The sequence below is a fragment of the Pseudoalteromonas sp. CST2 genome (assembly GCF_028599385.1).
GTDB classification, from domain to species: Bacteria; Pseudomonadota; Gammaproteobacteria; order Enterobacterales; family Alteromonadaceae; genus Pseudoalteromonas; species Pseudoalteromonas atlantica.
The window spans coordinates 317337-334966 of sequence record NZ_JAQREO010000003.1 but is presented as its reverse complement, the minus strand read 5'-3'; the positions used below and the strand labels follow the sequence as shown (position 1 = coordinate 334966).

The following is a 17630-nucleotide window of genomic DNA, read 5'->3' as shown; positions in this document are numbered from 1 at the left end:
CAAACTGCTAATTTGTTTTGTTTCACATAAAATTTTTAGCTAGCGAAAGCAAACTTAAATATTATAACCACAGCTCAGATTAATGAATGCAATTATAATCAGAGTGTTAAGGCGTTTTCATACAGTTTTTGTCTGCATAGGGCGGGGCTAAACTGACATCAGGGTTCCAAATTCTACCCCACACTTTACTTAGGCTACTTAAATTTGAGCGCTGATTTAGTTTTTCAAAGTTGCTTACCTGCACTCCTTTGTTAGTTTTTTCGCCAACTGCAAAATTAAATACGTAATAACACTCCATGCCCATACGTAAGTCAGATAAAACAATTTTATTTTGCTGCTCTTTCACGCTATAAAAACCTTTAGTAAACCACTGCAAACGTTGTACGCCCCATTCATTTTTAATATCGTTTAGCAAAGCGGGGCTTGTGTTATAGCGGTTTATTGTAACCTCTTCAGAGGAGTCAAATACCGAGGCATAACTTATGTAATATTGCCCATCAGACATCGCTACAACTCGCCATAGCAAGGTTGTAAGCGGGGCGGGGGTGCTTACATAGTTATTAATGTGTATGTGTTTATGTGCAAACGCGGCGTCTATTTTATTGTTAATTATTACTTTTAAAATAAGAGAGCTACATAAATAAAGGCTACTGAGCACAAGCATAGCGGCGTTAATTTTATAAATGCGCGGTGTGTGTATTTTAGGTATTAAAGTGCACAGAAAGGCCAAGAATAACGGCAGGGTGTACAGGGGATCGATTATAAATATATTTGAAATAGCAAAAGGGTGCTCGCTAAGCGGCCAGATTAATTGCGTACCATATACTGTAAAGCTATCAAGTAATGCATGGGTCGATAAACATAAAAATACCAGCCAAAACCAGCGTGCTTTATGTATTTGCATACCGGAGTGTATTTTTAAAATAAGCCAAACAATAAGTGGGCTAATTAATAAATGCACTATAAACGAATGGCTGAAACCGCGATGATAAGTAAATGCCTCCACTGGCCCGCCATAAGGAATAAAAACATCTAAGTCGGGTAAAGTACCTAAAGCAGCACCCCATAAAGCGGCTTTTCGGCCAATTTTATTACCTAATACGGCGTAACCTACTGCGCTACCTAAAACTACCTGTGTTAACGAGTCCATTTTATTCCTTCTTATTTAGGGTGTTAGTTATGCTGCCCTTGGGCTTAAAACCAATCCACAATAATACTTAATCATATTGCGGGGCTAAACGTGTCGCTACCTGCGTTAAAAAATTTTAATTTACGACTGCATGGATGCAGAAGGTAGAGCAATGCAGGAGCAATTGCTGAGAACAACGAAATAGCAAATTTTTTGCTTAGCTATCCACACGTTTTTCCAGTCACAATATAGATTACTTAATTAAGCGTTTGGTATAAAAACGTCACTTACAATTTCAGCAGTGGTTTTATAAAATCTAAAAAAGCAATTATACGTGACGATACAGCACTGTTTTTGTAATACACCGCTTGCACAATTTCGCGGTTGTTTGGCGTGCTGATACTCCCTGGCAGAATTTCAATTAGCTTGCCTGATTTTAAATCATCGCCAATCATAAAGTGCGAAAGCAGCGCGACCCCTTGGTTTGCCAAGCATAGCTGGCGTACAGTTTCGCCGCTACTGGCAGTTAAGCCAAAATTTAAAGCTGTGGGCGATTTTAGCGGCCAGTTATTAAGTTTGGGCGAGTCGGTAAAACCAATGAGTTTATGCTGGATTAAGTCGCTGGTGTGCGAAATAGTCGGTGTATGTTTAAGGTAACTAGGGCTTGCAACTAAATGCAATTTACTTACGCCGAGCTTTTTTGCATGTAGGTTGGAGTCTTTTAACTCGCCTATACGAATTGCTAAGTCGGTTTTATGTTCGAGCAAATCTATAATGCTGTCGTGGGAGGTTATATCGAGCGTAATGTGGGGATATTGCGTATTAAATTCAGCAATTAAAGGTACCAATTGGTGCAGTACAAAGGGGCTTGCTGCATCAATACGTAATTTTCCACTAGGGGCTTGTTTTAAAAGCTTTATTGCTTCTTCGCCGGTTTGTAAGGTGTTTAAGCCATCGCGAGCATATTTAATAAAGGTATGGCCCTCTTCGGTTAGCTCTAATCGGCGAGTGGTCCTATTTAGTAATGTACATTGTAACGTGTTTTCAAGGCGAGACACGGCCCGCGATACTTTTGCTACTTGCTGATCAAGCAAATTAGCTGCTGCTGAAAAACTTCCGCTGTCTACTACCGTTAAAAACATTTCTAAGTCTTCGGTTTTTGCATGCTGAGCCATACGTGAGCACCTTACTTTTGCATTAATTACAAAAGTATTTTGTCACTAATGCTATTTTTTGCAAACACATTTTTAGTCAAACTGTAAGTCTTAACTAATAATGAGGATTTAATTATGCCATTGGCTTTGTGGGCGCTCACCTTAAGCGCATTTGCAATAGGAACAACCGAGTTCGTAATAGTGGGATTAGTGCCTACTATTGCAAACGATTTAGGCGTAAGCCTACCTTCAGCCGGTTTGCTAGTTAGTTTATATGCAGTAGGGGTTGCCATTGGTGCACCAGTACTGACCGCACTAACTGGGCGTTGGAACCGTAAAATTGTACTAATAAGCTTAATGGGCTTATTTGTCTTAGGTAACTTACTTGCATGGCAAGCGCCTAGTTACGAAACATTAATACTAGCGCGTATTCTAACAGGCTTGGCTCACGGGGTTTTTTTCTCAATTGGCTCAATGATTGCCACAAGCTTAGTAAGTAAAGATAAAGAAGCCAGTGCTATTGCTATTATGTTTACCGGACTTACTGTAGCGCTAGTGACGGGGGTGCCACTAGGTACTTGGATTGGCCAACACTTTGGCTGGCGAGCAACGTTTTTAGTGGTGTCGGTACTGGGTTTAATCGCTTTAATTGGCAGCGCTATTTTAGTACCAAAAAACTTAAAACAGTCTATTCCGGCAACGTTTAAAGAGCAGCTTCAGGTGATTGTTAAGCCGCGCTTATTACTCGTATATTTAATGACAATTTTAGGTTACGGCGGCACGTTCACTGCGTTTACTTACTTAGCACCTATTTTAGAGCAAGAAACAGGTTTTGCTCCTTCAGCGATTGGTTTAATTATGCTGGTTTACGGTGTATCGGTAGCCATTGGTAATATTTGGGGTGGAAAACTGGCTGATAAACGCGGCCCAATTAGCGCACTGAGTATTATATTTAGCGCGCTGACAATTATTTTATTGGCTTTTACTTTTACGATGGAGTCAAAAGTAGCGGCCGTACTGACTATTCTAGTTTGGGGTGCATTTGCGTTTGGTAACGTACCAGGCTTACAGCTTTATGTCGTAAAACAGGCGCAAAAGCATACTCCTAATGCGGTAGATGTCGCATCGGGCTTAAACATAGCGGCGTTTAATATTGGTATCGCACTGGGCTCAATTATTGGTGGCAGTGTAGTAGAGGGTATGTCACTTCAAGATACCGCTTGGATTGGCGCAGCAATTTGTGCTCTAGCATTAGTAGTAACTCGTTACAGTGGCATGCTTGATAAGCGAGAAGTGAAACAAGCATAAAGTATTCTGCTAAGGTTGAAACTTAAATTTATGACCTCATTACCTGTATTGAGGTCATAATTTTTAGGTGACAACACAAAAGAAGTAAAAGGTGTATTTCGTAAAACTTTAAACAGTTTGTATTTTTAACCGATTATTTTATAAGGACAAAGCCATGACACAACGTGTAATAGAAATGCCAGATTTAGGCATGGGAACATTCCGTTTAGAAGGCGATACCGCCTACAATTCAGTAAAAATGGCGTTAGAAGTGGGGTTTCGTCATATTGATACTGCGCAAATTTATGGTAACGAAGAGCAAGTAGGCCAAGCCATAAAAGATAGTAATATTCCGCGCAGCGAAATATTTTTAACCACCAAAGTGTGGAACAACAAGCTTAACAAAACTGACTTTATTGCCAGCGTTGAAAAGTCACTTGAGAAATTACAAGTAGACTCTGTCGATCTACTGCTTATTCATTGGCCTGCGCCTTCAAATGATGAACCAATGAGTGAGTACCTAACAGAGCTTTTAAAAGCTAAGCAGCTTGGTTTAACAAAACATATTGGCGTATCTAATTTTACTATTGCCAACTTAAACGAAGCAATGCAAACACTTGATTCGCGAGAAATATTTACTAACCAAGTTGAGGTGCATCCGTATTTAACCAATACTAAGCTACGCGCTTTTTGTGCCCAGCACGACATTCACGTTACAGCGTATATGCCATTTGTAGTTGGTAAAGTACTAAAAGATCAAACTATTATTGATATTGCTAATAAGCATGAGGCATCGCCAGCGCAAGTAGTTATTGCATGGATTAATGCCAACGGCATGACCACTATTCCATCGTCAACTAAGCGTAAAAACTTAGAAGATAACTTTAATGACCATGTTAAATTAGATGCTGAAGACATTGCTCGTATTGACGGACTTGATTGTGGCGACCGCCAAGCAACGCCTGATTTTGCGCCGCAGTGGGATCAGTAATAAAATACGCAAAACAACATTAGGTGTAGCAAAGCTGCACCTTTATTTTTTTAAAAGGACTCCGTATGTTAACGGTAATTGCCACTATAGCGAGCAAAAATATCGACGCAGAGGTTGTTTTAACTGCGCTCGAAAATCTGCAAAAGTATTCACGTCAAGAAGTGGGTTGTTTGCGTTACGAGTTGTCGGTTAAACGAGACTCAGACAATACCGAGTACCTTGTAAGTGAGCAGTGGGCGTCGCAAGAACACTTTGAAGCTCATAAACAAGAGCCTCACTACAAAGCATTTGGTACCCAAGTTACCGGGCTTGTAACAAGCAGTAATATTGATGTGTACGACACCATCGGCTAGTAAAAGCACTCTTATTAGTTAATGAGTAAAATACAGGGGCGACGTAAGCATACATCGCCATTTGCGTTACTTAGTCTTTTAAATACCCACCTCGTATTAAAACCTCAGCCTTTTATTTAATCGATAAATCGTACTTTAAAATAAGTGCATCTATGTAACGGGCACGTAATGTGTGTTGTTTTTCGTGATCGGCGCCGTGGCCTAATGCTTTATTGAGTAACTTCATCGCGGGGTGAAGCTGCGTACGCTCTTGTTGGTTTAAACTCCCTTTAGTGCGCAATTCAGTAATATCGTCTACCAGCAAGCGGCCTATATCCACACATACTATTTCGTCAATTAAACCGTTTTGTGTCAGTACGCCGTATTTGCTGCATAAAAACTGTTGCCACACTTGCTGTAAATGCTCGTCTATTTCGCAGCCAAATAATTCTTCATTAAAACTAAAGCCTTGCTGAGCAAGTTTACTCAGGCTTGCCGTGTACTGCTGCGCAAAGTAATTAAAGGCATTACTAGAGGATTCAATTTTTTGTTTTATTAGCCCTTGCCCCCAATTTACACAGCCGCGCGGGTAATAGTCATCGTACTCTTCACATTCATACAAACCAGAGTACGAGCTGCAACTTAATTGGCTTTTTATACAATAACTTGGTTTAGGAAAAATACTTTGCTGCTGCCATGTATCTAGTTGCTCGGCATCAATATTTAAAGCATGGCAAAGCTCATCGGTGTTATAAAAATGAGTGGCTAAGTAGTCAGATAAACGCATAATGGCTCGCTTAAAGTTAAAAATATAAATACTGTTTAAATGTACAGTGTTTATATTTTGTATTATCAAACTAAATAACACAAGCCATTTTACGTTTATTATTCGCTTAGGCCTGCAAAAATGCGTGCAAGTATGTTACAAATAGCGCAAGTTTTATAAATAATGAATTTTTATGCGCACCCTAGAACAAATTAAACAAGCAAGCTTAATTACCGCCATTAAAACCCCATACTTAGCCAATGGTGAAATAGATTTAGCAAAGTACGATGAACTCGTTGAAATACAAATTGCAGCGGGTGTAGATGGCATTGTGGTTGGTGGTACAACCGGCGAAGGCCAGCTAATGAACTGGGAAGAGCATTTAATGCTTATCGCGCACAGTGCAAATAAATATGGCGATAAGCTGGTGATTGTAGGGAATACGGGGAGCAATAATACCCGCGAAGCTATTAAAGCCACTAAGTATGGCTTTGCAAGTGGTATGCATGCCGCGCTGCAAATTAACCCATATTATGGCCGCACTTCTATTGCTGGTGTTAACGAGCACTTTAAACGTGTACTGGATATAGGCCCTGCGTTTATTTACAACGTAGCAGGGCGAACAGGGCAAGATTTAACCCCTGATATTATTGAGCCATTAGCAAAACACCCTAATTTAATTGGTGTAAAAGAATGTGGTGGTAACGAGCGTATTGCCCATTACGAACAGCAAGGCATTGCGTGTTGGTCAGGTAACGATGACGAAGCACACGATGCACGTCACACGCACAATGCACACGGTGTTATATCGGTCACATCTAATCTTATACCAGGGTTGTTCCGCCAGTTAATGGATACTAAAAATGATGCGTTAAATACCTCATTACAACCTTTAATGAACTGGCTATTCTGCGAGCCAAACCCGATTGCAATAAACACCGCAATGATGATGACAGGCGCGGTAAATCCCGTATTTAGATTACCGTATGTGCCACTGAGCGATGAGCAACAAGCACAAGGCGAGGCCTTAATAAACGCGCTTAACGTTGATGATATTGTGGGCAATAAAGCTAAGTGTATAAAACAAAGTGATATTGCTTTGCTTTCTTAGGTTATATGAGCCAGCGCTGAACAGTTAGTAAGTGCTGGCATTTATTTAATGAATATTTTACTTTTATTGCTAATATCGGTAAAATTCTCGCCCCCTTACTTACTAAATAACGTTTATTTGTGAAATTTGTTGTTGAACAACTCGCTACATGGATTAAGCCTGAACAGCGACAAAGCCCCTCTGAAAATTGGTACGACTCATCACCAATTACATTAAGTTGGGTACCTGCAATGCAGCGCAGAAGAATGACACCATTTGTAAAAATGGTTTTACATACAGCGCACCAGGTTACAAATGATAAAGGGTATGAAAACATGCCTGTTATTTTTTCATCACGCCATGGCGATTTCCATAAAACAGCTAATTTATTAGGAGAGCTTGGTGAGAAACAACCTCTATCTCCGACAGGCTTTGGTTTAAGTGTGCACAACGCTGCGATTGGTATGTATAGCATTATTAGCGGTAACACCCAACCTATGAACGCTATCGCAGCGGGTAAGGATAGCTTTGCTTGCGCTTTGATTGAAGCATATATAAAGTTGGTTGAGTATAAACAACCACATATATTACTTGTGCATACAGATGAGTCACTCCCAGAGCCGTACACAACATTTGTTGATGAGGCACAAATAACACATTCTATTGCGTTAGTTATACGTTTAGCTACAGAAAAAGAAGCTCATTTTAGTTTAACTAAACAAGCCACTAACAATAGCGAACAAACAACTACTCCTTTAAGTTTAGAGCTTGCTAAAGCAATGTTTAACAAACAAAGCGCCAGTGCTAATGGTTGGTTGTTAACACACTATGCTTAATACAATAATAAGAGTAATAGGCCTTGTTTGGCGCATTATAGCCACTGGCCTTTGTTTTAGTGTATTTGGTTTAGGTGGGCTATTTTTAGCCTTACTACTATTCCCCGTTCAACGTTTATTTCAACGCTGTCCTGTAAAGCAAAAAGAAGATGCGCGTACGGTAGTGCATTATAGCTTTAAATTTTTTGTCGCTTTAATGCATTATACTGGCGCTATCCGTTTTCATATTAAAGATAAAGCCCATTTAGCTAATTTGAAAGGCGAGCTTGTTTTGGCTAATCACCCATCACTTATTGATGTTGTGGTACTTATATCGGTTATTAAAAATGTTGATTGCGTTGTAAAAGCACACCTTTTTAAAAACCCTTTTATGCGTGGTGTGATAAAAAGTACAGGTTATATAAGCAATGAAGACCCGCAAGAATTATTAAAAGAATGCGAGCAAACACTAAAAAGAGGGAATAACTTAATTGTTTTTCCTGAGGGAACACGTTCAGTACCTCATAATTCGCTTAAATTTAAAAGAGGGGCTGCAAATATAGCCCTTAGATGTCATGCCCCTATAACCACCGTATTGATTAAAATGAAACCTTATACGTTAACTAAAGGGACGCCTTGGTACAAAGTAGCCCCATACCAAGCGCATTTTTCTATGCAACTAGCACCACATTCTTTCAAAAGCGATATTATTTATACAAGCGACGTACCAGCAATACAGTCCCGCCAGCTTACGAAAGGCTTACAACAATACTTTACAAAAGAGCTTAGCTATATATGAGTGAATTAAAACAACAAATTAAACAATTGATTATTTCGAGCCTAGATCTTGAAGATATGACCACTGCCGATATAAAAGACGACGAGCCTTTATTTGTAGATGGTTTAGGGCTAGATAGCATTGATGCGCTAGAGCTCGGGCTTGCTATCAAAAAAGAATTTGACGTAAAAATTGATGCAAATTCAGAACAAACTAAAGCGCATTTTGCGAGTGTTAACTCTTTAGCGCAATTTATAGAACAATCACGTACTTAATTAACACACACTAGGAATAATAATGAAAACCGCTGCTGAAATTTATGATGTATTACACGGCATTTTAGAAAATGAATTTGAAATAGATGCTGAAGATATCTCTTTAGAAGCTAACCTGTACGAAGATTTAGACTTAGACAGTATTGACGCTGTAGATTTAGTTGTTAAGTTACGTGAAATTACAGGTAAGAAAATTGAGCCTGACGCATTTAAACAAGTTCGCACTGTGCAAGATGTTGTATCTGCAATAGAAAAGCTCGTTAAATAAGCATGTTTAAGGCATTTTTAACAGCGTTAATAATGATTTTTTTAACCTGTTACCCTTTCATTGTTTATATAGGGCTGACACGTTTCAACAGTTATTTAATCACTGTGATTTTATTAACACTGTTAATAATAAGGCTTTGGTTAAGCAAGCCTTTATTAGCTAAAATGCCATGGATAAAGCCAGCCTCATTACTTGGAATTTTAGCTATTGGCTTATCTAAAACGATGGGCAGTGATTTTGGTATTCGGCTTTATCCGGTTATTGTAAATACTGTTATGTTTTTTGTTTTTGCTTACTCGCTTTATAAAGGTCCAAGTATCATAGAAACGTTTGCGCGTATCACTGAGCCAAAGCTTGATAAAAGAGCCATTTCGTACACTAAAAATGTAACTAAAATATGGTGCGTTTTTTTTGTTTTTAACGCCAGTATAGCGTTATACACTAGTGTGTTTACAAGTCTTGATGTGTGGGCATTTTATAACGGTTTTATTGCATACATTATTATGGGTGTTTTATTTGCAGTAGAGTGGTTAGTAAGGAAAAAAGTAAAAAGGAATGCAGGTGTTTAATACTTTAGATAACGCAAGCATAAATATTCGATTTAATCATAATGGCTCAGCGTTATCTGAGCGTCAATTTGTTAATGATATTAATCAAGTTTTGGCTAAAATTCCGCAATCGCCTACTAAAGCATCGGCAGTGCTTTTCAACAGTAGTAGCTATGATTTTGCTGTAAACCTTTTTGCATTGGCGCATAAAGGCTGGACTATAATTTTACCGCCTAATGGTCAAAGCGAAACACTCAATGCGCTTTTAGAGCAAACCCCTTACTATTTGGGCGATAGTGATTTGGTCGAGCATGCGACTACGCCATTTGATAATATTGGTAATTTAACAACGACACCTAACTACACACCGTTCAATAAAATTGCTTGGCCGAGTGAAGGTAACCTTGTTTTTTATACTTCTGGCTCTTCAGGTCAAGCTAAGCCTATTTTTAAATCGTGGCGTGTGCTTAATAAAGAGGTAAAAACGCTCAACAGTACGTTTGCTTTAAAACGTAACCCTGTATTTATTGCCAGTGTTTCGCATCAGCATATTTACGGTTTGTTATTTAGAGTGTTATGGCCGCTTAGCAATAACCACATAATTGATACAGACTTGCTTAACTACCCCGAGCATATTGCTACTAAACTTAAAACAATTACACAGGCCGTGTTTATATCCAGTCCGGCACAGCTAAAGCGGCTGCATCAAGATAACGTTTTAATAGAAGAAAAGTCACATTTACAGTGGATTTTTTCATCTGGTGGGCCGCTTCAAAATGAAGACGCTGTCACTTTAAATAAACAGCTAAATAAACCCATTACTCAAGTATTTGGCAGCACCGAAACTGGCGGAATTGCATATCGTCAGGTTGTGTCTTTAGAGAACGTTAGTCATTGGCAACTATTTTTAGGGATCACATTACACAGTACCTCTGAACAACGATTAGTGTTGAATTCGCCTTTAGTTGAGCAAACAAACTATTTATTAGATGACCGAGGTACATTATTTCAAAATGGCCAATTTGAATTACTAGGTCGTTTTGACCGTATTATAAAGCTTGAAGAAAAACGCTTAAGCCTTGACGAACTAGAGCTACATTTATGCAAAAGTGAGTGGGTACAGGAAGCTAAAGTAATAATGCTAAATGGGAAACGTTTAGTATTAGGCGCTGTTATAGTGCTTACACAGAAAGGACAAGCATATTTAAATACAAATGGAAAGTTAGCGACTAATACGCTTTTAAAAACACATACATTGAATCGTTTTGAAGGGATCTGCACGCCTAAAAAATGGCGTTTTCTAAATCAATTACCCTACAACACGCAAGCTAAAATAAATTTAAAAGTATTGGAGTCTCTTTTTGTCAAAGCTGATTAACACAAAGCCTGAACTTGTTAACTGTGTATCGTCAACGCAGAGTCATTGCCTAACGCTTTTTATACCGCCAAGTTTAGATTATTTTAAAGGTCACTTTAGTCAGGGCCCTATTTTAGCAGGTGTAGTGCAGCTCGATTGGGCCGTAAATGCCATGCGAAAATACTTTAATGTTACACGTGAAGTAAAAGATATTGAAGTGCTTAAGTTTCAGGTTGTTATTACCCCTGGTCTAACAATTAAATTAACTGTTGAAGAAAAGCCTGGCGGTAAGTATGGCTTTTCGTATCAATCAGATAAAGGCCAACACGCCTCTGGGCGTATAGTGTTTAAAAGTGATACAGATGAATAATTTTTGTATTGTTATACCTAATTTTAATCATGTAAGTGTTATAGATGAAGTACTTGCAGCGTTAACTGAGTATACGCTGCCAATAATAATGGTTGATGATGCCAGTAGTGTGCAGGCAAAATCTCTTTTTGCTACTCTTGAGAAAAAATATGCCCACCTCACTCTTATATCGCATGAGCAAAATGAAGGCAAAGGCGGTGCGGTACAAACAGGTTTGCGCTGCGCGTATGAGCAAGGTTATAGCCATGCAATACAAGTAGATGCAGATGGGCAACATAATTTATCAGATATCAAAAAGTTGATTGAGCTTTCAAACACACACCCACAGGCATTAATTAGTTGTTGCCCAGTGTATGATGAATCGGTTCCTAAGCACCGTTACTTAGCACGTTATTTAACCCATGTGTGGGTATGGATAGAAACGCTCAGCTTTAAAATTGTGGACTCAATGTGTGGTTTTAGAGTCTACCCTTTAAATGTGACTAATAAGCTTATAAGTGAGGTTAATCTCGGTAAGCGTATGGACTTTGATCCAGAAATACTGGTTAGGTTATATTGGCGCAACGTTCCATTTGTTTTTTTACCAAGCCAGGTTATTTACCCAGAAAATGGCTTGTCACACTTCCAGCCACTCCAAGATAATGTGCGTATTTCGTGGTTACATACGCGTTTATTTTTTGGCATGCTTCTTCGTTCACCTGTTTTACTATGGCATAAATATAAGAGACGTTATGGCCGTTAAACATTGGTCTAAAATGCAAGAGCGAGGTAACTTTTTAGGTATACAAATATTACTATTTGCCCATAAAGTACTTGGTCGTAAAGGGCTGTGGGTTATTTTGTTCCCGGTTGTTTGCTATTTGTTTATTACCGGTAAAGTTGCACGCGCGGCTTCTAAGCAGTTTTTAGTCCAAGTTAATAATTACAATAATGTTGAGCGTAAAGTAACTTTTAAACAACAGCTTATGCATTTTTGTAGTTTTGCCGATAGTGCCCTTGATAAAATTGATGGTTGGCTCGGTCGAATTTCAAAAAAGGATATCCAATATACTAATGAACAGCTGTTTATTGATTTAAATGAGCAACAGCAAGGGGCCATTTTTATTGGCTCTCACTTGGGTAACCTTGAGGTATGTAGAGCACTGAGCCTGCATCGCAGCAGTAAAAAAATTAATGTGCTTGTATTTACTCATCACGCTGTTGAATTTAATAAAATGCTTAAAAAAATTAACCCCGCGGTGTCGGTTAACTTAATTCAAGTGAGCGATATGGGGCCTGATCTAGCTATTTTATTAAAAGATAAAGTAGAGCAGGGTGAAATAGTCGTTATTGTTGGTGATAGAACAAGCGCTACAACGGGTGAGCGATCAACACGTGTTGAGTTTTTAGGTAAGCCAGCATCTTTTTCTCAAGGGCCTTTTATATTAGCTGCATTATTAGATTGCCCCGTTTACTTTTTATTTTGCTTAAAAGATAACAAAACAAAAAAGTATCATGTGATTTTTGAACATTATAGCCAAACATTAAAAATACCCCGCTCACAAAGGCAAGGTCTATTAACCACTGTAATTACAGATTTTTCTGCGCGTTTAGGCTTTTATGCCGCGCGGTATCCTTATCAGTGGTTTAATTTTTATGATTTTTGGCAAAACGATCAGCAAGTAGAACGCAGCAATGCAAAGGAGAAGTAGAGTGTCAGCTCAGGAAGTACAGCTTTTTGGAAACCAACAACTTTCTATTGAAGATATTGTTAATATTGCACATCAAAATACTCAGGTGCAATTAAGTGGCTGCGAGCAATTTAGCGCAAAGATTGATAGCGCGCTTAGCTTTTTAGACTCTCTACTCAAAGAAGATGGTGTGATTTATGGGGTAACTACAGGCTATGGTGACTCAGTCACGGTTCCTGTGCCACTTAACTTAGTTGATGAGCTGCCATTACATTTAACGCGCTTTCATGGTTGTGGACTAGGCGATGTGTTTAATAAAGTACAAGGGCGTGCAATTTTAGCTACTCGCTTAGCATCACTTTCACAAGGCTATTCTGGCGTAAGCTGGGAAATGCTTAATCTTCTCAAAGACTATTTAAACCTTGATATAGTACCTGTTATTCCTCAAGAAGGTTCGGTAGGCGCTAGCGGTGATTTAACCCCACTGTCGTATGTAGCAGGTGCTATGGTTGGTGAACGTGATGTTTTTTACAAAGATAAAATACTTAACAGCGCCCAGGTAATGCAAGCGGCTGGTTTAAAGCCTTTAACGCTTCGCCCAAAAGAGGGGCTTGCAGTTATGAATGGTACAGCTGTGATGACCGCACTGGCTTGTTTAGCGTTTGATAGAGCTAATTATTTAGCAAAACTTGCAAGTAGGATTACTGCATTGTCTAGCCTTGCTCTCAAAGGTAATAGTCATCATTTTGATGAAATTTTATTCTCTGTTAAGCCTCATCCTGGGCAGCAACAAGTTGCTAAATGGATACGAGATGATTTAAACCATCATGACCATCCTCGTAACGCTGATAGACTGCAAGATAGGTACTCTATTCGCTGTGCACCGCATGTTATTGGTGTATTGCAAGATAGTTTGCCATTTTTCAGGCTGATGATAGAAAACGAGCTTAATTCTGCAAACGATAACCCTATTATTGATGGCGAGGGTGAGCATGTACTTCATGGTGGCCATTTTTATGGCGGCCACATTGCAATGGCAATGGATAGTATGAAAACGGCGATTGCAAATCTGGCAGATTTAGCTGACAGGCAAATCGCTTCATTGGTCGATACTAAATTTAATAATGGATTACCATCAAATTTATCAGACAGTGAGGCTGAACGTCGTTACATAAATCATGGCTTTAAAGCCGTGCAAATAGGCGCCAGTGCTTATACTGCTGAAGCACTTAAGTTAACGATGCCTGCAAGTGTATTTTCTCGCTCTACTGAGTGCCATAATCAAGATAAAGTAAGTATGGGGACTATTGCCTCACGTGATTGTTTGCGTATTTTACAGCTTACAGAGCAGGTTATTGCAAGTACGTTACTAGCAAGTATTCAAGGGGTGAGGCTGCGTATTAAACAAGGCGAACTCGAATTTTCAAGTTTAACTGCAGATATGCAAGCGATGTATACTGACATAACTCATTATTTCGAAAACCTAACTGAAGATAGGCCAATGGAAGCGGTACTTAGACAAACCATTAGTTATATTCAAGAAAAACGTTGGGCTTTATATGAATAGTAAAGGCGCTTTGCTAACTCATGAAGTGGAAATTGAAATTCCATTTCATGACTGCGATCCGATGAATGTTGTATGGCATGGTAATTACCCTCGCTACTTAGAGGTGGCTCGCTGTGAGTTACTGCGATTATTTGATTACGACTATCCTCAAATGATGGAGTCGGGTTATGCGTGGCCAATAGTGGATATGCAAATTAAGTACGTGGCATCCGCCATATTTACCCAAAAAATTAAAGTGACCGCGCATTTAAAAGAGTTCGAAAACCGATTAAAAATTGATTATGTAATTACAGATGCCATAACGAATAAGCGTATTACTAAAGCGACTACTACTCAAGTTGCTGTTGAGATATCGACTAAAGAAATGCAGTTTGCCTCACCAGCGGTGATAGTTGATAAGCTTGCAAAAGTACTTAGCTAATATTGGATGATACTATGAATTATTTTAAAAATTGTGTGTTTGTAAGTTGTCTTTATTTTGTTTTTTTTAGTGCCAGTTTATTAGCTGCTACGACAGTTTCGGGTGAATTTAAGCAATTAAAGCATTTTGCCGGCTTCTCTAAACCATTCATCTCTAAAGGGGAGTTTACACTTGAAGGGGAAAAGCTGCTTTGGTATGTAAAAACACCAGTGCAAAGTACATTACTAATCGAGAATGGCCAAGTATTTGTGAAAAATAAAGAGGGTGAACTTACTCCTCAGCCTGGCAGCGAGCAGTTTGTAGGCTTATTAACTGACTTACTCGCATTAGATATGAAAGCCTTATATGCGCGGTTTGATGTAACAAATCAAACAGGCTGTTTATTATTAAAGCCAAAAGATACGCTATTAAAACAGCTGTTTAGCCATTTTATTCTTTGTGAAAATAACCAGCGTGTACAAAGTATAACCTTAAATGAGCACTCGGGTAGCAACACAGTAATAGAGTTTTCTTATGCAAATACACCTAATAATTAATAAGTGTAAGTAACCTTCGGAAAAGTGATGTGATTAAACGTATTAGTGTACTTATTACATGGTTTGGTTTTTTAGCTGTTTTACTTTGTGCTGCTTTGTATATCACTAAGCCTGTATTAAATGCTGATATGTTTAGTTTATTACCAAAATCACATTCTCAATTGGCGTACGGCGAAGAGGTCTTTTTTAAAAAAAATGCAAACCGTATTATGTTTTCATTTACTGGTGATGGTAAAAACTTAGCACATGACGAGCTTAAATCATGGCTGTTAAAACGTGATATAAAAAATAGCTTTGAACTGCCAAGCATTGAGCAGTTATCTTCAGTGTTCTCTGCGTATCAACATGCGCTGCTCAGCGAAAATTATAAAAATAGTATGGTTGATAAAGCACAGTTTGAGTCATCTTACCTTACTCAATTAAATCAATTAGGAAACCCTTTTGTAAGTGCCACCCTAAAAGCCGATATTAGTTTAAGTCTTGCTGCATTTATAGGTGATAATTTAAAACAAAGTCAGTTATTCTCTTTAAGAAATGAGCGGTTAACGCGCCGTTTAAAGCATACTGATTATGCTGTTATATTGGCTACCATTCCTAACAATAGCCTCCCAATTGATGAGTCTATTAAGCTTGCGAACAGCATTAAAAATAAGCTTGAAAGTTTAAATGATACGTACCCACAGACCACTATTCGCTATTCAGGTGCTCTTTTTCATACAGCTGAAAACGCTCAGCAAGCTAAGTATGAAATGAGCTTATTTGGTGGACTTAGTGTAATCGCATTACTTTTAATGGTGTTTTGGGTATTTAGGCAAGTCAGTAGCATTTTGCTTGCAAGCTTAACCGTACTTAGTGCACTGGCTGGTGGTGCTACGGCCATGGTATTTGTGTTTAATTCGATTCATTTGTTAACACTAGTTTTTGCTGTAACCCTAATTGGTATAGCTATTGATTATGCATTTCATGCGATGACTGATTTAGCGTATGGCAACAGTTTTTACCAAAGTAGTGGGTTAAGTAAAGGCACAAAAACAGCTTTGCTTTTATCTTTTATTACAACAGGCCTCGGCTATAGCTGTTTATTAGGTGCGCCAATTTCACTTTTATCGCAAGTAGCAGTGTTTGTAATTGCTGGGCTTGCTAGCGCCTGGTTATTCACATTAATTATATTACCTATCTGGCAATCTAAGCTTGTACTCTCTGAGCGAAGTTTGATTAAAAGTCAGCAGTTATTAGGTTTAATGGTGCGCTTTAACCGTTGTAAGCAATCGGTTTTACTCGTATTGGGGCTGGTGTTAATGTTTTTGTTTTACCTTAAACCGGTTTCATTTAACAACGATGTACGTTTACTAAATGCAAGCCCACAGCAACTAATACTTAATGAGCAAAAGCATTTAACTTTATTGGGACAGTTAGATGCCCACATTGTATTTTTATTTGCATCAAATGCTGAACAACTACTGCAAAAGCAAGAGCAACTAATAGATGATTTAAAGCGTATTAACCCACATCTTAAACACAATGCTATTAAGCGTTGGCTACCTAGTAAGCGCACGCAAAAAAATAATTTAGCGCTCTTTAACGGGGCTGTTAAAAACGATGTGTTAATTATCACTGAAAAATATACAGGGATAAAAGTTGAGTCAGCTAACACAGAACTTTTGAGTTACGACGCTTTAGCAAATAGTCATTTTTCAGCGCTTTTAAATGCACAAATGTTTGTTGAGCCTAATAAGGCTGTTACTTGGTTTTCTGTATCGGGAATATCCACGCACGCGTTAACTTCTAGCGTTAATGCTTATGAAGATGCATTTATATATAACAAGCCTAAGCAAATCAGTAGCCTACTAGAAAACTACAGCCAGTATTTATTGCTTACATTGGGTGTGGCCATTGTTATTTGCTTTGTTTTATTTAGCTATAAATTTGGCCTTCGGATTGGCACTGTGCAGGTGATAACATTAAGTGCCAGCCTGTTGACTATGCTTTGGGTATGTAATGCAGCGCAAGGAAGTATCTCAATTTTTAATCTGTTAGGTGGCTTACTCATTATTGGCCTAGCAATAGATTATTTAGTGTTTTACCAAATTAACAACTTAGCGGCGGTAAATGTATTGGCCATTAGCTTGTCGGCCGCCTCTTCGATGTGTGTATTTGGTATGCTCGCCTTTTCAGATACCCCCGCCATTTTTAGTTTTGGCCTTACTGTTATGGTAGGGATTTTAGCCGTATATATTTTATCTCCATTAAGTGTATTAAAGTCTCAAAAGGAATAA

20 protein-coding genes are annotated in these 17630 nt (G+C 38.5%); 17 read left to right on the top strand and 3 right to left on the bottom strand.

Features of this window, described 5'->3' with window-relative positions; genetic code table 11:
* Nucleotides 1-106: 106 nt before the first annotated feature.
* Both PSH41_RS06335 and PSH41_RS06330 read right to left on the bottom strand, forming a co-directional pair.
* Complete coding sequence (locus PSH41_RS06335) at nucleotides 107-1150, bottom strand: metal-dependent hydrolase (RefSeq protein WP_273588455.1); 1044 nt, start codon at nucleotides 1148-1150, stop codon at nucleotides 107-109.
* Nucleotides 1151-1416: 266 nt separating this feature from the next.
* Entirely contained in the window at nucleotides 1417-2304 is an 888-nt protein-coding gene (locus PSH41_RS06330) for a LysR family transcriptional regulator (RefSeq protein ID WP_273588456.1), read from the bottom strand.
* A gap of 114 nt (nucleotides 2305-2418) precedes the next feature.
* On the opposite strand from PSH41_RS06330, the gene PSH41_RS06325 reads away from it, so the two are divergent.
* From PSH41_RS06325 to PSH41_RS06315, 3 genes are all read left to right on the top strand, one after another.
* The gene (locus tag PSH41_RS06325; protein ID WP_004586485.1) at nucleotides 2419-3591 is read left to right on the top strand and encodes an MFS transporter; all 1173 of its coding nucleotides are present in this window, start codon (nucleotides 2419-2421) and stop codon (nucleotides 3589-3591) included.
* Between the two features lie 154 nt (nucleotides 3592-3745).
* Nucleotides 3746-4561, top strand: coding sequence for a 2,5-didehydrogluconate reductase DkgB (dkgB, locus tag PSH41_RS06320; protein ID WP_004586484.1), 816 nt, complete (start codon nucleotides 3746-3748; stop codon nucleotides 4559-4561).
* Nucleotides 4562-4626: 65 nt separating this feature from the next.
* Nucleotides 4627-4914 (top strand): putative quinol monooxygenase, encoded by a 288-nt coding sequence (locus PSH41_RS06315; protein WP_273588457.1) that lies wholly within the window; start codon nucleotides 4627-4629, stop codon nucleotides 4912-4914.
* Between the two features lie 112 nt (nucleotides 4915-5026).
* On the opposite strand, the gene PSH41_RS06310 is transcribed toward PSH41_RS06315, so the two are convergent.
* Nucleotides 5027-5680 carry a DUF6058 family natural product biosynthesis protein gene (locus tag PSH41_RS06310; protein WP_064387197.1) on the bottom strand — a complete coding sequence of 218 codons (654 nt, stop codon included), beginning with the start codon at nucleotides 5678-5680 and terminating at the stop codon, nucleotides 5027-5029.
* Between the two features lie 172 nt (nucleotides 5681-5852).
* On the opposite strand from PSH41_RS06310, the gene dapA reads away from it, so the two are divergent.
* From dapA to PSH41_RS06240, 14 genes are all read left to right on the top strand, one after another.
* Complete coding sequence (dapA, locus tag PSH41_RS06305; protein WP_029771987.1) at nucleotides 5853-6770, top strand: 4-hydroxy-tetrahydrodipicolinate synthase; 918 nt, start codon at nucleotides 5853-5855, stop codon at nucleotides 6768-6770.
* A 119-nt stretch (nucleotides 6771-6889) separates the two neighbouring features.
* The gene (locus tag PSH41_RS06300; protein ID WP_095206597.1) at nucleotides 6890-7585 is read left to right on the top strand and encodes a beta-ketoacyl synthase chain length factor; all 696 of its coding nucleotides are present in this window, start codon (nucleotides 6890-6892) and stop codon (nucleotides 7583-7585) included.
* On the top strand, nucleotides 7578-8363 hold the full coding sequence (locus tag PSH41_RS06295; protein ID WP_273588458.1) for a lysophospholipid acyltransferase family protein: 786 nt from the start codon (nucleotides 7578-7580) through the stop codon (nucleotides 8361-8363). The genes PSH41_RS06300 and PSH41_RS06295 overlap by 8 nt, the downstream gene beginning before the upstream one ends.
* Entirely contained in the window at nucleotides 8360-8617 is a 258-nt protein-coding gene (locus tag PSH41_RS06290) for a phosphopantetheine-binding protein (RefSeq protein WP_004586478.1), read from the top strand. Before PSH41_RS06295 ends, PSH41_RS06290 begins: the two co-directional genes overlap by 4 nt.
* A gap of 22 nt (nucleotides 8618-8639) precedes the next feature.
* The gene (locus PSH41_RS06285) at nucleotides 8640-8885 is read left to right on the top strand and encodes an acyl carrier protein (protein WP_273588459.1); all 246 of its coding nucleotides are present in this window, start codon (nucleotides 8640-8642) and stop codon (nucleotides 8883-8885) included.
* 164 nt (nucleotides 8886-9049) lie between these two features.
* On the top strand, nucleotides 9050-9454 hold the full coding sequence (locus PSH41_RS06280; RefSeq protein WP_236695087.1) for a hypothetical protein: 405 nt from the start codon (nucleotides 9050-9052) through the stop codon (nucleotides 9452-9454).
* A complete protein-coding gene (locus PSH41_RS06275) occupies nucleotides 9447-10811 on the top strand; it encodes an AMP-binding protein (RefSeq protein ID WP_273605086.1) in 1365 nt (454 codons plus the stop codon). The genes PSH41_RS06280 and PSH41_RS06275 overlap by 8 nt, the downstream gene beginning before the upstream one ends.
* Nucleotides 10795-11160, top strand: a complete 366-nt coding sequence (locus tag PSH41_RS06270) for an ApeI family dehydratase (RefSeq protein ID WP_273588461.1) — start codon at nucleotides 10795-10797, stop codon at nucleotides 11158-11160. Before PSH41_RS06275 ends, PSH41_RS06270 begins: the two co-directional genes overlap by 17 nt.
* Nucleotides 11153-11902: a glycosyltransferase family 2 protein gene (locus tag PSH41_RS06265; protein ID WP_273588462.1), complete on the top strand. Its 750-nt coding sequence runs from the start codon at nucleotides 11153-11155 to the stop codon at nucleotides 11900-11902. The genes PSH41_RS06270 and PSH41_RS06265 overlap by 8 nt, the downstream gene beginning before the upstream one ends.
* The gene (locus PSH41_RS06260) at nucleotides 11892-12851 is read left to right on the top strand and encodes an LpxL/LpxP family acyltransferase (protein ID WP_273588463.1); all 960 of its coding nucleotides are present in this window, start codon (nucleotides 11892-11894) and stop codon (nucleotides 12849-12851) included. The genes PSH41_RS06265 and PSH41_RS06260 overlap by 11 nt, the downstream gene beginning before the upstream one ends.
* A gap of 1 nt (nucleotide 12852) precedes the next feature.
* The gene (locus PSH41_RS06255; RefSeq protein WP_273588464.1) at nucleotides 12853-14397 is read left to right on the top strand and encodes an HAL/PAL/TAL family ammonia-lyase; all 1545 of its coding nucleotides are present in this window, start codon (nucleotides 12853-12855) and stop codon (nucleotides 14395-14397) included.
* On the top strand, nucleotides 14390-14818 hold the full coding sequence (locus PSH41_RS06250; protein WP_064387201.1) for an acyl-CoA thioesterase: 429 nt from the start codon (nucleotides 14390-14392) through the stop codon (nucleotides 14816-14818). The genes PSH41_RS06255 and PSH41_RS06250 overlap by 8 nt, the downstream gene beginning before the upstream one ends.
* A 14-nt stretch (nucleotides 14819-14832) precedes the next feature.
* Nucleotides 14833-15354, top strand: coding sequence for an outer membrane lipoprotein carrier protein LolA (locus PSH41_RS06245; RefSeq protein WP_273588465.1), 522 nt, complete (start codon nucleotides 14833-14835; stop codon nucleotides 15352-15354).
* Nucleotides 15355-15383: 29 nt separating this feature from the next.
* On the top strand, nucleotides 15384-17630 hold the full coding sequence (locus PSH41_RS06240) for a transporter (protein ID WP_273588466.1): 2247 nt from the start codon (nucleotides 15384-15386) through the stop codon (nucleotides 17628-17630).